The organism is Heyndrickxia shackletonii (genome assembly GCF_001420715.1).
Classification (GTDB): domain Bacteria; phylum Bacillota; class Bacilli; order Bacillales; family Bacillaceae_C; genus Margalitia; species Margalitia shackletonii.
In genome coordinates this window covers 2610494-2625911 of sequence record NZ_LJJC01000004.1, presented here as the reverse complement: position 1 = coordinate 2625911, position 15418 = coordinate 2610494, and the positions used below count along the sequence as shown (strand labels likewise).

18 protein-coding genes and 1 riboswitch are annotated in these 15418 nt (G+C 37.5%); of the genes, 16 read left to right on the top strand and 2 right to left on the bottom strand.

Annotated features, from left to right (window positions below; all coding sequences use genetic code 11):
• Positions 1–31: 31 nt before the first annotated feature.
• The 14 genes from AN964_RS12485 to AN964_RS12420 all read left to right on the top strand — a co-directional run bounded on the left by AN964_RS12485 (position 32) and on the right by AN964_RS12420 (position 12188).
• A complete protein-coding gene (locus tag AN964_RS12485) occupies positions 32–1351 on the top strand; it encodes an alpha-glucosidase/alpha-galactosidase (protein ID WP_055739991.1) in 1320 nt (439 codons plus the stop codon).
• A gap of 190 nt (positions 1352–1541) precedes the next feature.
• Positions 1542–1649: riboswitch (TPP riboswitch) on the top strand.
• A gap of 122 nt (positions 1650–1771) precedes the next feature.
• Entirely contained in the window at positions 1772–2473 is a 702-nt protein-coding gene (tenA, locus tag AN964_RS12480) for a thiaminase II (RefSeq protein WP_055739990.1), read from the top strand.
• 74 nt (positions 2474–2547) lie between these two features.
• Positions 2548–3171 (top strand): thiazole tautomerase TenI, encoded by a 624-nt coding sequence (gene tenI, locus AN964_RS12475; RefSeq protein WP_152982383.1) that lies wholly within the window; start codon positions 2548–2550, stop codon positions 3169–3171.
• Positions 3168–4289: a glycine oxidase ThiO gene (gene thiO / locus AN964_RS12470; protein WP_055739989.1), complete on the top strand. Its 1122-nt coding sequence runs from the start codon at positions 3168–3170 to the stop codon at positions 4287–4289. Before tenI ends, thiO begins: the two co-directional genes overlap by 4 nt.
• 13 nt (positions 4290–4302) lie before the next feature.
• The gene (gene thiS, locus AN964_RS12465) at positions 4303–4506 is read left to right on the top strand and encodes a sulfur carrier protein ThiS (protein ID WP_055739988.1); all 204 of its coding nucleotides are present in this window, start codon (positions 4303–4305) and stop codon (positions 4504–4506) included.
• Between the two features lies 1 nt (position 4507).
• Positions 4508–5275: a thiazole synthase gene (locus AN964_RS12460; RefSeq protein WP_055739987.1), complete on the top strand. Its 768-nt coding sequence runs from the start codon at positions 4508–4510 to the stop codon at positions 5273–5275.
• Positions 5272–6291, top strand: coding sequence for a thiazole biosynthesis adenylyltransferase ThiF (locus AN964_RS12455; RefSeq protein WP_055739986.1), 1020 nt, complete (start codon positions 5272–5274; stop codon positions 6289–6291). Before AN964_RS12460 ends, AN964_RS12455 begins: the two co-directional genes overlap by 4 nt.
• Before the next feature lie 310 nt (positions 6292–6601).
• Positions 6602–7213, top strand: a complete 612-nt coding sequence (locus AN964_RS12450) for a YgaN family protein (protein ID WP_055739985.1) — start codon at positions 6602–6604, stop codon at positions 7211–7213.
• A 298-nt stretch (positions 7214–7511) separates the two neighbouring features.
• Positions 7512–7925, top strand: a complete 414-nt coding sequence (locus tag AN964_RS12445) for a DUF1259 domain-containing protein (RefSeq protein WP_055739984.1) — start codon at positions 7512–7514, stop codon at positions 7923–7925.
• A 165-nt stretch (positions 7926–8090) separates the two neighbouring features.
• The gene (locus AN964_RS12440; protein ID WP_055739983.1) at positions 8091–9425 is read left to right on the top strand and encodes a hypothetical protein; all 1335 of its coding nucleotides are present in this window, start codon (positions 8091–8093) and stop codon (positions 9423–9425) included.
• A gap of 82 nt (positions 9426–9507) precedes the next feature.
• On the top strand, positions 9508–10620 hold the full coding sequence (locus AN964_RS12435) for a mandelate racemase/muconate lactonizing enzyme family protein (RefSeq protein ID WP_055739982.1): 1113 nt from the start codon (positions 9508–9510) through the stop codon (positions 10618–10620).
• 25 nt (positions 10621–10645) lie between these two features.
• A complete protein-coding gene (locus tag AN964_RS12430) occupies positions 10646–10915 on the top strand; it encodes a hypothetical protein (RefSeq protein ID WP_055739981.1) in 270 nt (89 codons plus the stop codon).
• Positions 10861–11133, top strand: coding sequence for an amino acid permease (locus AN964_RS12425; protein ID WP_083489335.1), 273 nt, complete (start codon positions 10861–10863; stop codon positions 11131–11133). Before AN964_RS12430 ends, AN964_RS12425 begins: the two co-directional genes overlap by 55 nt.
• Positions 11134–11387: 254 nt before the next feature.
• Complete coding sequence (locus tag AN964_RS12420) at positions 11388–12188, top strand: GNAT family N-acetyltransferase (protein ID WP_083489334.1); 801 nt, start codon at positions 11388–11390, stop codon at positions 12186–12188.
• Between the two features lie 515 nt (positions 12189–12703).
• Here AN964_RS12420 and AN964_RS26705 read toward each other — a convergent pair.
• Positions 12704–12931 (bottom strand): hypothetical protein, encoded by a 228-nt coding sequence (locus AN964_RS26705; RefSeq protein ID WP_055739979.1) that lies wholly within the window; start codon positions 12929–12931, stop codon positions 12704–12706.
• Positions 12932–13338: 407 nt separating this feature from the next.
• On the opposite strand from AN964_RS26705, the gene AN964_RS25565 reads away from it, so the two are divergent.
• Positions 13339–13509, top strand: coding sequence for an aspartyl-phosphate phosphatase Spo0E family protein (locus AN964_RS25565; RefSeq protein WP_083489333.1), 171 nt, complete (start codon positions 13339–13341; stop codon positions 13507–13509).
• Positions 13510–13600: 91 nt separating this feature from the next.
• Positions 13601–13984 (top strand): hypothetical protein, encoded by a 384-nt coding sequence (locus tag AN964_RS12410; RefSeq protein WP_055739978.1) that lies wholly within the window; start codon positions 13601–13603, stop codon positions 13982–13984.
• A 494-nt stretch (positions 13985–14478) separates the two neighbouring features.
• Here the strand turns inward: AN964_RS12410 and AN964_RS12405 are convergent, their stop codons facing one another.
• Complete coding sequence (locus AN964_RS12405; RefSeq protein WP_055739977.1) at positions 14479–15378, bottom strand: LysR family transcriptional regulator; 900 nt, start codon at positions 15376–15378, stop codon at positions 14479–14481.
• Between the last annotated feature and the right edge of the window lie 40 nt (positions 15379–15418).

Here is a 15418-nt window from a genome sequence, read left to right as displayed (position 1 = left end):
GAAAAAAATTCTGTTAAATAAGGAGAGAATAATGTCTAAAATTACGTTTTTAGGAGCCGGAAGTACTGTATTTGCAAAGAATGTCCTGGGAGATTGTATGTTAGTTCCAGCTTTAGAAGGCTTTGAATTTGCGTTGTTTGATATTGACGAACAGCGTTTAAGTGATTCAGAGAAAATGCTGACTAATTTAAAAGAAAACCTAAACAAAAACATTCAAATCAAAGCGTATCATGATCGGAAAGAGGCACTTAGGGATGCAAAATACGTCATCAATGCCATTCAAGTAGGCGGATACAAACCAAGTACGGTTATTGATTTTGAGATTCCGAAAAAATATGGTTTAAGACAAACGATTGCAGATACGGTCGGTATAGGCGGAATCTTCCGAAACCTGCGCACCATTCCGGTAATGCTTGATTTTGCAAAGGATATGGAAGAAGTGTGTCCTAATGCATTATTCCTCAATTACACGAATCCAATGGCGGTTTTAACTGGGGTTATGAATCGTTTTACAAATATCAAAACGGTTGGATTATGTCATAGTGTCCAAGTTTGTACAAAAGAGTTATTTCGTTCATTAGGGATAGATTCAAAAGGAGTACAGGAAAAGATTGCTGGCATTAACCATATGGCATGGTTGTTAGAAGTAAAAAAGGATGGGAAAGATCTATATCCTGAAATAAAGAAAAGAGCGAAAGAAAAACAAAAAACAAAGCACCATGATATGGTCCGATTCGAATTGATGGATAAGTTTGGCTACTATGTAACGGAATCATCCGAACACAATGCTGAATACCATCCATATTTTATAAAATCAAGGTATCCAGAGCTGATAGACAAGTACAATATTCCACTTGATGAATATGCGCGCAGATGTGTGAACCAAATAGAAAATTGGGAAAGAATGAGAGAGGATTTAGTAAATAACAAGTCATTAGACCATACTCGTACAAAAGAATACGGCTCAAGAATTATCGAAGCAATTGAAACAGATATTCCATTTAAATTTGGCGGAAATGTGCTCAATACAGGAAGACTTATTAGCAACCTACCTGAAAAAGCATGTGTAGAAGTTCCGTGTATTGCAGATCGCAGCGGCATCACACCTACCTATGTAGGGGATCTCCCAGAGCAATTAGCAGCACTTAACCGAACAAATATCAATACTCAACTCCTCACCATAGAGGCAGCCATTACTGGAAAGCGGGAACACATTTATCAAGCAGCTATGCTGGATCCACATACATCAGCTGAATTATCGTTGGATGATATCGTTTCGTTATGTGATGATTTAATCGAAGCGCATGGGGAATGGCTGCCGAAGTTTGATGGATCACCAGTGTTAGTTTGATGATAAGTATTTATCATGTATGAAGTGGTTAAAAGTTGGATCCGTGAAGATCTAAAAATACTTAAATATCATTTTAAATAAGTAAGATAGTTGAAAGGAAATAAGACATTACTAGACAATATATCTTCTTGACATATATTTAAATCATGCTATGATAATAGCGAAATATTGTTGGAAAACTTAATATTTTTTTTACCACTAGGGGTGCCATTTAAATGGCTGAGATTAAAGTGTGACTTTGAGACTCTTAGAACCTGATCTGGTTTATACCAGCGTAGGGAAGTGGAACAAGGAAATTTTTTGTGTATTTTAATTTCCATATAAAACCACTTTCTTGAGCGTTGAGAAAGTGGTTTTTTGTTGCACTTTGAAAAGATCTCTAGTGGATGCACAACAAAATGATTTTTTGGAGGAGATCGTATGAATTTTTCAGAACAGTTACGACAAGAAGTGGATACCATTTGGGAAGCTAGTTTTTATCATCCTTTTGTGACGGGAATTGCAGATGGAAGCCTATCATTGGAAAGTTTTCGATATTATGTGTTACAGGATTCGTATTATCTTTCTCATTTTGCAAGGGTGCAAGCTTATGGGGCAGCTAAGGCACCAGATTTACATACAACGGCACGTATGGCGGTCCACGCACAAGGGACGGCTGAAGCCGAGCTTAAACTACATGCTCATTTTTCTAAACAATTGGGGATCACAGAAGCTGAAAGAGAGGAATTTAAGCCTGCACCGACAGCTTATGCTTATACATCTCATCTGTACCGTGCGGCATTTGCAGGTCATATCGGTGATATAATTGCTGCCTTATTGCCGTGCTATTGGCTTTATGATGAAATTGGGCAGCGATTAAAGGGAAATACACCAGAGGAACCAATTTACCAAGAATGGATTGCGGCATATGGCGGTGAGTGGTTTCATGAAAAAGTGATGGAGCAAATCCAGCGTATTGACGAGATTGCCAAGCAAGTAACGGATTCGGATTTAGAACGAATGACACAACATTTTATCATAAGCAGTCAATACGAATACTCCTTTTGGGAAATGGCTTATCGGATGGAAGATTGGCCGATTAAGCAAAAGGTCAACAGTTTATTAATAGCTGATTTGGAATAGGAAAAAGATTGCACTCTTATTAAATATGAAATAGAGTACGAGATTTATCAAATATTGAGGTTGGTGGATGTAAATTGAGGCCCGAGCTACATATTATTTCAACAGGAATGCAGTCTGTTTCTGAAATGGTTCAAATCGTAGGTGAAATTCATCCTTATATCGATGCTTTTCATATTAGGGAAAAAAAGAAATCGGCCAGGGAGCTTATTGAAATAGTGAATCAATTAAACGCTAACGGCGTTCCGTTAGAAAAAATAATAATCAATGACCGTATAGATGTAGCAATGGTCGCGCGGGTAAAGGGTGTACAACTTGCTTATCATAGCTTGGACATTTCTGCGGTAAGAAGGGTGTTTCCAAGTTTAAGGTTGGGCTGTTCCGTTCATTCTCTAAATGAGGCGTTGTATGCTGAAAAGTTCGGTGCAGATTATGTGTTGTTTGGACATATTTTTTCCACGCAATCCAAGCCTGATGTAGAACCACGCGGTTTGGAAAAATTAAGAGAAGTAACTACGAAAGTGACTATTCCTGTGATTTCTATTGGCGGTATTGATTTTAAGCACGTGAAAAAGGTGTTAAAAACAGGGGTACAAGGGGTTGCTGTAATGTCTGGGGTCATGTTGGCGGACAATCCCCTTCAAGCAGTAAAAGAATATTCATTTCAACTTGGGTTAAGGGAAAGAGGTAAAGCAAAATGAGTGAATGTTATGATGCCATCGTTGTAGGTGGCGGTGTTAATGGCAGTGCAATTTCCTATAACCTTGCGAAACGTGGCTTAAAGGTAATTCTATTAGAAAAGGACCGTTTAGCTAGCAAAGCATCAAGTGCGGCGGCGGGAATGCTTGCTGCCCAAGCAGAGCTTGAAAAGGATGGCCCACTCTTTCAATTGGCCAAAAAGAGCCGTTCGATGTTTCCTAATCTAGCTGTGGAATTAAAGGAAAGGTCAGGGATTGATATTGAATTGGTGCAGAAGGGATTAGTCAAGATTGCCAGTTCACAAGCAGAGGTACAGGAGTTTCAAAAAATGATGGAGGCACAGCAGCAAGCAGGGGAAACGGTGGAATGGATGACAGGAAAACAATTATGTGAAAAAGAACCTGCTTTATCACCTAATTTACTTGGAGGAATGTACATTCCAAATGATGGCCAGCTTTCACCTTTCCAACTAAGCCATGCTTTTGCTAAATCAGCAGCAAGCTATGGGGCAGAAATAAGAGAATTTACAGAGGTACATTCCTTTATTCATAGGAAAGGAAAAATAAACGGGGTTGTAACAGGAACCGGAAAAATTTATGGAAATCATGTCATTGTTGCGGGGGGCGCATGGAGTGATCGGCTGCTTCAAGAATCAGGACTTATCCTTAAATCTTATCCGGTGAAAGGCGAATGCTTTTCTATTATTTCCCCACGCCCACTTTTAACGGCAACCATATTTTCACATGATTGTTATCTCGTACCGAAGAAAGGCGGACGTACGCTTGTTGGTGCAACATCGACACCAGATACATTTGATCAAAGCGTCACTTTAGAGGGAATTCATTTCCTGATAGAAAAAGCAAAGAAACTTGTACCTGTTATTATGGCTGGTGAATGGGAAAGAGCATGGGCAGGGATTCGTCCGCAGTCGCTAGATGGTCTTCCTTATCTTGGTGAGCACCCAGTGTGGAAACATTTATGGATTGCTACCGGTCATTTTCGTAATGGTATATTATTATCTGCCATCACGGGGGAATTAATAGCGGATATGCTGGAAGGAAAAACAGTTCAGGTTGATCTATCAGCATTTAGTATCGATAGAGTATTTAAAACAGTGTAAAAGAGGTGAATCTATGAAGCTTCAAATTAATGGGGATTTTATTGATGTCCCTGAAACCGTGAAGGTGGTTTCAGATGTTTTACAATATTTTCAACTCGATTCAAAGGTTGTAATCGTAGAGTTGAATCGAGAGATTTTAGAAAAAAGCCATCATTCTGAAATACCCATTTCCGATGGTGACAAAATAGAAATTGTACATTTTGTAGGAGGCGGATGAAATGTTAAAAATCGGACCATATGAATTTCAATCAAGATTATTATTAGGAACCGGAAAGTATCCAAATTTTGATGTGCAGAAAGAAGCGGTAGAAGTATCAGAATCGGAAATTCTTACATTTGCAGTTAGAAGAATGAATATTTTTGAGGCAAGCCAACCGAATTTTTTAGAAAAACTAGATTTAACCCGATATAAATTGCTCCCAAACACAGCAGGTGCTACAACAGCCAAGGAAGCAGTCCATATTGCAAAACTTGCAAAGGCTTCCGGCTTATGTGACATGGTTAAGGTTGAAGTGATCGGCTGTCAGAAGACATTGTTACCTGATCCTTTTGAGACTTACAAAGCGTCTGAAGAACTATTGAAGGAAGGCTTTATCGTTTTACCATATACGTCAGATGATGTGCTGCTTGCGAAAAGATTGCAAGAATTAGGTGTGCACGCAATCATGCCTGGTGCATCTCCAATTGGCTCTGGTCAAGGAATTATCAACCCACTGAATTTAAGTTTTATTATCGAGCAAGCAACTGTTCCAGTAATTGTAGATGCGGGGATTGGAACACCATCCGATGTCGCGATTGCAATGGAACTTGGAGCGGATGGTGTGCTTTTGAATACGGCAGTATCAGGAGCAGCAGATCCAGTAAAAATGGCAGAAGCAATGAAACTCGCAATCCAAGCAGGACGACTAGGCTATGAAGCTGGTAGAATAGCAAAAAAACGCTACGCAACTGCAAGCAGTCCAACCGAAGGAATGAGTATAGGGTGAGTAATCGTTATTCAAGACAAGAATTATTTTCTTCAATAGGGTCAGAAGGACAGGAAAAAATAAGGAAAAAACATGTCTTAATCATTGGTGCAGGAGCCCTTGGAACAGGAAGTGCAGAAAGTTTCGTTCGGGCAGGTATTGGCAAGCTTACGATCGTGGATCGTGATTACGTCGAATGGAGTAATCTTCAAAGGCAGCAATTATACGAGGAAGAGGATGCCAAACAACGTATTCCTAAGGCTGTTGCTGCCAAACGGCGGTTAAATCAAATAAATACAGATGTGGAAATTCAAGCATTTGTACAGGATGCTTCAGCCAGTGAAATCGAAGCTTTTGTCAAAGATGTTGACCTAATTGTGGATGCGACCGATAATTTTGACACCCGAATGATACTAAATGACATCTCACAAAAATATCAGAAACCATGGATTTATGGAGCGTGTGTAGGCAGTTATGGAATTAGTTATACAATCATTCCAGGTAAGACCCCTTGTTTAAACTGTTTACTTGATTCAGTGCCAATTGGGGGTCTGACCTGTGATACAGCAGGGATCATCAGCCCTACTGTACAAATGGTTGTAGCATATCAAGTATCAGAAGGATTAAAAATTCTTGTGGAAGATTATGAATCACTAAGAAAAAAGCTTGTCTCCTTTGATTTGTGGTCTAACCAACATACATCAATTTCTGTAGATAAGTTAAAAAAAGCAAATTGTCCTTCATGCGGGCAGAAACCCACCTATCCCTACTTAGATTATCACAACCAAACCAAGACAGCTGTCTTGTGCGGTCGGGAATCTGTTCAAATTCGGCCGCCATCACCGGTTGAACTTGATTTAGAAAAGTTAGCGCAAACATTATCTAAACTAGATGGAAAAGTGGAACGGAACCCTTATCTAGTTTCTTTTATAGTAGGTAATCATAGACTTGTAATGTTCAAAGATGGAAGAGCACTGATCCACGGTACAAAGGAAATTGAGGTGGCGAAAACCTTATATTACCGTTACTTTGGTTAGTGTGAATGATCAAATGACTAGAGTATTTAAAATTTAAAAATAAACGGTTTGAAGTTTTACAGTAGAAAGATTAATTAGTTTTATTTTGGTGAATATATTGATTTGTAAAGGATTAAAGTGAATCCAAAAACATTTAAAAATCGACCAGCAGTGTTAGGTTTACGGGTGTTATCTTAAGTGATTCACCGAAAGCGGAAGTGACAATAAGTTACTTTCGCTTTTGTTTTGCGTTGCATAAGGAAATTTATAAAAATAAAGGTATATACTGGATAATTATAATATAATAGATAGAAAATAGGGGGAAACTAATTTGAAATGTTATAGAAAATACATCATTCTTGTTTTGGCAGTACTCCTGTTGGCATCATGCTCACAACAAAAAGAAGATGATCAGAAAACTTCAGGACTAACCATTGAACCACTTGAATTAAATAAAAAAGAGAAAGTCCTAATCAACAAAACAGGTGTGAACTTTATCCGATATTTCAAGTTAAATGGTCATCTAAAGAAAAACGAAGATTTAAAAATAGAACTCGACAAATACGTAAATGGTAAAAAAACGGACGAATCAATGAGTAGCACTAATGAACCAAATTTAACGTTTCAAGATGATATTCTATCATTCGGAATTCAGACATTACAGGAAGAAAAGAAACTAATACTATTCATGGGTTTAACTAATGGGATATCAAGTACAACGGAATCAAAAAATAAAATAACTGCGAGCTCGTATGGAAATGTGTTAAATAAAAAAATCAAATTAATTAAGGAGTCACCTGTCTATTTAGCTGCTTGGATGGGTACCTCAAAAAATGAAATACATGGAGGATTTGAAGATGAGGAGGGGAAATTTCCAGATGCTGTCAAACAATCAGAATTAGCATTTGTTTATAAAATTACACTCGTTCATCGGGAAAAATAACTTAGTTTGTTAAAAGCTCTAAATCGGCGGACAACAGGTCCGTTATTTGTGACAAAAAGGGTGATTTCCTTATGTTAGCGGACACAGGTTCCGTTATCTTGCAGAAAATCAGTGTTTTTACTGTAGATTATCACAAATAACGTACCTAGTGTCCGCTTAACCCTTAATTTGGCGCCTTTTTGCAAAAATAACGGATTCATTGTCCCCTAAAGCGAGTTGACGATATTAAGGTTTATCTCCTTATGTTTCATAGCAATCATGTTACATGCATATGTATCAAAGGGGAGGGGGAAACAAAATGAGAGTAGGGAACTTTGATTCGGTTTGTGAACAGTTTGCACATATTTTACAAGGTAAAAGCAAAGTAGATCATGGAGTATGTTCTGTAAATTTTAAGCGTCCATTTGACATAACCATTCAGGGAAAGAAAAGCACGGCCGTTCTTGGAGTAGATGCCACGTTCGAATCACTGGATCAATATGGGAATGCACTCAATATTGCAGAAGTGGCGATATTTGAAGAAGAAATTCCTGCGTTTACACATGCAGCAGTTCAGCAAGGACTCATTATAAGTGCCCTTCATAATCATTGGCTGTTTACTCATCCAGTAATCATGTACATTCATCTTCAATCGGTAGAATCACCCATTCATTTCGCACATAAAATCGCTTATTGTTTATCCAAGCTGAAACAATATCCTGTGCCTGGCTAAAAATCTTTTTTTCAGGAATTTTAAAAATCATCTGTTGAAAGCGAGAGGGATTTTCTACATCTTCTCGTTCTTTTTATGTGCAAAACAGTGCTTGTAAGAAATTAACTACTATTCCTCATGACCATGGTATACTTTAAAAAAGAGTTATTGTAGGAGTTGTCAAAGATGGTTGCAATTGGAGTATTAGGTTCAAAATTATTTATAGATGCGATTTCTGAATATTATGCTTTATATCCGGAAATTTCGTTTATTAACTATTCCTATGAGTCTCCATGGGATATTGACCATTTACTAGATAAGGCAGGCAAAGAGGTTGATTTTTTACTATTTTCCGGCGCAATTGCCTATTATTTTGGACAGAAAAAAATGAAGGAATATCGATTAATGGCTACTTATGTTTCCTTTAATGAATTCGTCCTTTCCTTATCATTATTTTCAATCTACTTCCACGAAAAAATCCCGTTGGAAAAAATATCGATAGATTTACCTAAACAGGAATTTTTAGAGAATGTGTTAAAAGAAATACATATTACGGATCTGACTATGTCAGTAAAGGACTACCCTTGGATATTTCATTTAGAAGAACAAACACAATCCTTAGATATTTCTCAATTTATTCAGTTTCACTTGGATCTATATAAACAGGGAAAAACACAGTTTGCTTTAACGAGTATCCACGCTGTATATGAGGAGCTTCAGAAATTATCGATTCCATCTATCTATATGGTACAGACTAAGCAATCGTTAAAGGAAACGTTGGAGAGGGCGGTTACGCTAACAAAATTTAAGAAAACAAAGGATTCGCAAATTGCTGTAATTTCCATCAAAGTAATGAATTATCCTACCAGTCATGGTGAGCAAGAATTTCGCCTTAAGCTACTGCAATATTTGCATGAAATCGCAAAGCAATTAAATGCGAGGGTGTCATTAGAGCAGCATCAGCCTTTTTTGATTTATACCAATCGGGGTTCATTAGAGACTGGTTTGAAAGAAAAAAGCTTACAAAAGGTTCTGGAGCTTGAAGGCAAAATAAATTCCAGCCTACAAATTGGGATTGGCTACGGATATACCATGAATGATGCAGAAAACCATGCCAACGAAGCATTATTTTTTTCAGAAAAACATTCAAAAGAAAAGACACAAATATTTCTATTGGATGAAGACAAAAAACTTATTGGGCCATTGTTTGAAAATGAAAAACAATTTTCCTTAAAGAATGAAGATAAGGAAATTCAAAACCTATCAGAAAGTCTAAAAATGACTGCGAAAAATCTGAATCGGTTTCTTGACTTTATTCGGCTCCAGCAATTTCGTTCCTTTTCTGCACAAGAATTAGCTGATTATTTTGAAGTGAGCAGGCGTTCGGCCGAGAGAATAATTAAACGTTTTCTAGAAAAAGAATTATTGATGGTAACGGGAGAGGAGCAGCCATATGATCTTGGGCGTCCGCGAGCACTTTATAATATATCAGATAAACTAAAAAAATATTTTGTTTCATGATTGATTTTCGTGAATTGACAGTATATTATAAAAATAACCTATTAGCGACAACCAAACGACAATTAATACGGAGGGAATTCTATTGAAAATTACGAAAGCAGAGATCGTTGGAATTCATTTGCCATTAAAAGAACCATTTATTATTTCTTATGTTACATATGATTTCATGCCATCCATTATCGTGAAACTGGAAACGGATGACGGATTGGTGGGCTATGGAGAAGCAGTCCCAGATGAAAATGTTACGGGTGAAACCTTTTTCAGCGTGATTGAAGTGTTAAAACACCAATTATTGCCTGCTATTATGGGAGAAAGTCCTTTTTCTATTGAAAAAATTCACGACATGATGGATAGCCGAATCCATGCTAATTCTTCTGCAAAGGCAGCGATTGATATCGCTTGTTATGATCTGATGGGGAAATATACAAATAAACCGATATATGAGCTAATTGGCGGAAAATATCACAACGAGCTTACATTCGCGAAGGTGTTAAGCATTGAGGAACCAGAGATCATGGCGCACAAGGCAAAAGAGGCGCTGGCACTTGGTTATAGCTCTTTAAAGCTAAAGGTTGGCTTTGATCTTTTTAAAGATCTGGAACGAATCAAAGCAGTTCGACAAGCTGTTGGATATGAAGTACCGATTCGCGTGGATGTTAATCAAGGCTGGAAGAATTATTCCACAGCAGCTCAAGCTCTTCCGTTATTAGAACCGCTGCGAATTTCCTGGCTGGAACAGCCGATTAAAATGGGGGATATCAACGGTCTTGCTGAGTTAAGAAAGAAGACCATCATTCCAATCATGGCAGATGAAAGCGTTCATAATACTTTTGAGCTATTGGAAATTATCAAGAAAAATGCAGCGGATAAAATCAATATTAAACTAATGAAATCTGCAGGTATTTATCCTGCTCTACATATGGCAAAAATCGCAGAATATGCAGGTCTCAGCTGCCAAGTAGGCTCGATGGTTGAATCCTCGATTGGGTCTGCAGCCGGATATCATACGGCAATGGCCAGAAAAAATATCACAAGTACGGAATTAACAGGGCCATTACTGTTTAGCAAAGATATTGGGAATCTGGAATATCGAATTCCGAATGTTATCCTAAGTGGAAAACCTGGACTAGGTGTTGAAGTGAACGAGGATACACTCCAAGAATTAACGATTAAAAAAGAAACCGTACAACTGTAGTCGAAATGTATAAAGAGGGATACAAATGAAAAAAACACTAGCTAAATTAAGTCGAAAAATTTTTGATATCTTTAATTATCTACATCAAAATCCGGAAGTCAGCTGGAAAGAGGTTAACACTACTAGTTATATAGCCAATATTTTAAAAGAAAACGGCTGTCTTGTCACAACTTTTCCTGATCATACAGGAGTAGTCGGTGAAATAGGGGATGGACCAGTAACAGTCCATGATCCAAGACTATTAAATCGGATAATGTTTCAGAAAGTCCGTTTACGCTCGTTTTTGAACGAGTAGGACTAGCTTTTGCAGCATCCGTGATGAATGCTGTTGTTTTAACGGCTGTCCTTTCGACGGCAAATTCTCAAATATATGCCGGAAGCAGGCTTTTATGGACGATGGCGAAGAAAGGAAATGCACCGAAATTTTTAACAAAAGTGAATGTACGCGGAATACCTATTAATGCACTTTACGTGACTACGGTTATAGGGATGCTCGCATTTCTAACCTTATAAAGCAAAATGGTTCCCTTTTGGTCCCATATTGACATTAGCTTTATGTATAATAGCCGTAGTCGGTCAAGATTATAAAGCGTTTTGGGGGATAACACGACTGGTATGGTTTGCTCGTTTCTATGTTGGGATTCCAATCTTTTTAGTCATTTGGTTTGGTTAGAAATTTATTAAAAAAACAAAGGTTGTCACATTGAAGGATATGGATTTTAAGCAAGAAGAGCTATCAAATTTTTTTAAAAAAGGAAGTATGATAGATGATGAATAATATTGTTATTCGTACACTCGAAACAATTGATGAGCTTGAAGAATTAAGAAGATTGGAATCCATCATTTGGAGTGAGTCCGAATCAATACCAAGCAGTCAAACCATTACGGCAATAAAGAATGGCGGCATGGCGTTAGGAGCTTTTTTAGAAGATGTGTTGATAGGATTTCAATATAGTTTTCCAGGATATGATGGGAAAAAGGTCTATTTATGTTCCCATACATTAGGAATTCATCCCGATTATCAAAAGTTAGGCATTGGCGAAAAGTTAAAACTCGTGCAAAAAGAGGAAGCATTGAAGAAGGGGTATGACTTAATTACCTGGACATATGATCCATTAGAAACCGTTAATGGCTATTTAAATCTGCACAAGCTTGGTGCAAGGTGTTCTATTTATGTAGAAAATTGCTATGGAGAAATGCAGGATAATTTAAATCAAGGGATGCCTTCTGATCGATTTACGGTTGAATGGTGGATAAAGGAAGAGAATCCTGCAAGACCAGCTCAGTATAAGGTAGGGAATATGTTAATAAAGCCGGACCGTGATTCCAATGGGAATTTGGTTCCTGCGGAAATAGATTTGAAGAAGGATGCTGCAGACGATTACCTGTTTATCCCAGTGCCAAGTGACGTTCAAAGCATGAAAAAAAATGATCCCGAGCTTGCTTTATCGTGGAGAAATGGCACTCGAGAAGTATTCTCACATTATTTTCATAAAGGCTGGACAGCCATTGATTTATTTAGAAGTGAGATTGAATCGGATTTGTGTTACTACGTGTTGAAAAAATAATAATTTGGGATTAATTCACGGGTTCACTTGTGAGGTGCATAACGGTAAATCACAAACCTAATCACATAAATTTCACATCAATAATCACAGTATATTGAATTAAAAGGCTTAGAAATGCAAATATCTCTAAGCCTTTTTTCAATTTTTTTCGCTAAAGCATCTGTAAAGTTAAAGCGAGTTTGATCAATAAGCGGAGAAATTTCTCTTAATGAGGAAATAGCACTGAAAATAGTTTAAATAGACGGAAGGATTCCGACTATTGACTCGAAAAACGGGAAAATGGGTAAATTAGCTTTGTTTATTCGGAAAAACTCCGCTTATTTTAAATTTCACTTGTCAGCACTGGTGTTAAAAGTCCTGAAATAAATTTACTAAACATTAATGACCGTCATGCCTTTTTCCACTTTTATAACCCGAATGGCAATAAACTTCAAATACACTGGAAAGATTACAGAAATCAGACGTTCCCATGTTATTTGCCTGAAAAACAATAATAAAATTTAACAAAGCCTTTTTTAAAAGAAGAAAGGAGGCCTTGCTCCTAACGCCAATCCAAGGCCGCGTAAACCATATGCAGCTCCGGCTAAGCCAGCAACAGCTCCTAAACCGCCGAAAGCCAAGCCAAGACCGCCTCCAACACCACCAAAACGACCGGGACCGTAAAAGCCGAACGGCCCATACGGAGCAGCATTCCCTCTGAATTCTTTGCCATAAACACCGAAAGGATAATTAACATTTCTCATCCTATTTTCCACCTTTCTTGTGAACATATTTTCCCGAATATATCTTATGAATACTAGACAAATACGGAGCTTGAATAGATCGAGGTACCAGGCTGTTAATTAAAGAAGAGCTGAGTTGCATCCATAACGCAATCAGAAATGAAGAGAAGATAGCACACTGCAGAACCGATTAGAACACTCACAATAATTTCTTCCCTATGTTTTTTAACTTTGTGAAAGCATTTACTTTTGTAAAATAGTCGCTCCAAAAGATGATAATGGGAACGGCTTATCACGATTTATTTCCTTTTTTTACTTTTTAAAGAAATCCAGCATATTAATGAGTTTTTTCCGACTATGATGTTAAAGAGGAGACATGCCGTTGAGCAAAAACTTTTTTTACAAATCTACTTAGGAGCTATGATTAAGTGATCTTTAGAAAAGGAATATCCCTGAATAAGAAAATTTATGAATATCGTCAGAATTTATATGAATGGCCAAAGAAGAAAGGACTTTTTGTTCCCGAGGTAATAAAAATTAGTCAAAACTGGCAGGTAAATGAACAATCATTATTAGTAAAAACAAAATTCCCATTATAAAAGATATAGTTGACTATTATACTTATCCAATAGAAATGACAGGACTCAGCATATCATATCACTAGAAAATAGAAAGGAGGTGGATTTAAATATGTCATTAGTTTATTCTACTGGGCCACTTGAAAACCAAATAGATGCTTCAGCAGCAAAGTCATCAACCACAGTCTATACCAAAGTTTTAAATAACCATAAACATACGACAATTACCGCTAAGATTGAAGTTTTTCGTTTAGATGGAACTAAAACATTAATAGACACAGCCACTTTAACAATCTCACCAAATTCCTCAGGATTCCATGTTTCCGATGTTTCAAATGCTTTTGAATTTGAGGTCCAAATTAAAATCAGTCCTAGTCGAGATATAAATGATGTTTTAATTGGAGTTTTTGGAAAAGATGCAGCAGGAAACCTTAACCCAAGTCACCGTTTGGTTCATAAAGAATTGACTCGAATCCGTAAACTAACAATTGAATAAAATTATACACACTGTATGTATAAAGTAAATAAAAAGGTAACGGAAGATTCTAAACAAGGTTTTTCTGTAGCCTTTTTGCTCCTTTAATTAACAGACGCGCTAAAAGTAGATACAATAAACGATCCATTTGGGTAAAAATGAACCGTGAAAAATTAAAGATCACCTCTATTATTACAAGAAAAAATAAAGTTGTTTATAGAATGCATCCAATTAGTTTCAACTATATGGGGCAAGATTTTAGAAACCAGCTGCTTTTTTCTGTGAAAATAAAATGGCGAACTTGGAATCTGGAATATCAGGACCTTAGTAAATGGCTGTTAGAATCTTCTATTAAATAAAACTGCAAAAATACCTCATTATTTATAGGAGGAGCATAAGTAAGGCATCTTAATTATCAAACCAAGATGCCTTACTATTTTTGTGAATATTAAAACGTCTGATAGTAAGTGCTTATTTAGAGAACCACAGTAGTTGGGAAAATATCTATGAATTGGCTAAACGGTTTTATTCACTTCTATAACTTCTCTCGCCGTTTCTATGAAAGATGATATGATTGGTGAAAGCCACTTGTCTTTATGCCATGCCATATGTGTATATACGTGCAAGTCCGGAAGTTGCCATGGTAGAGCAACAAGTTCACCCCGTTCAACTTCAGCTTCCACTGTTATTTCCGGAAGAAAGGCAATACCGATTCTCGCAATTGCACATTGTTTTATGGCTTCGGCATTTTGAAACTCTAAATAAGTAATATCATCAATGCCTCTTTTTTCAAATGACCGGTCAAACATAGTTCGATAGGTACAACCTTTTTCATTGACCAGGAACACTTCTCCGTGAAAATCCTCCAGCTGCAGGGCCGTTGGTTTTGCGAGAGGATGGTCTGGAGCAACGAATAGTCGGAAAGTTTCTTCTTGTAGCGGTTCCACTGTAAGTCCTGTTGAGAGTATGGTTTCGTCCAGCATAAAGACAACATCCGCGGTTCCCTCAAAGAGTGTTTGCTTGAGTTCTTGATTTGGAACAGAGCGGAAGATGAGACGAACTCCCGGATAGCGCGAACGAAAAAGCTGGAAGACAGCTGGAAGCCGGTAGGCGCAGAGAACCTCATTAGCACTTATCGTTAAGGTGCCGCTTAGATTTTCATTGTCATGCACAACACTGCGAGCTTCATCCAATTTCTCAAGGACACTTTGGATATGTGTTAAAAAGCGTTCACCCGCAGTGGTGAGAACGAGTTGCTTGCCCAAACGGTCAAAGAGACGAACTCCAAGCTCTTCCTCCAATGCTTTTATTTGCATCGTGACGTTGGAGGGAACGTAATTCAAAACTTCCGCTGCCCGACTGAAATTTAATGTTGATGCAACCATGCGGAACGTAATCAGTTGGCGCAATTCCATCATACTACCCCCATTGTACTTTCAATATTTTTGAAAACTC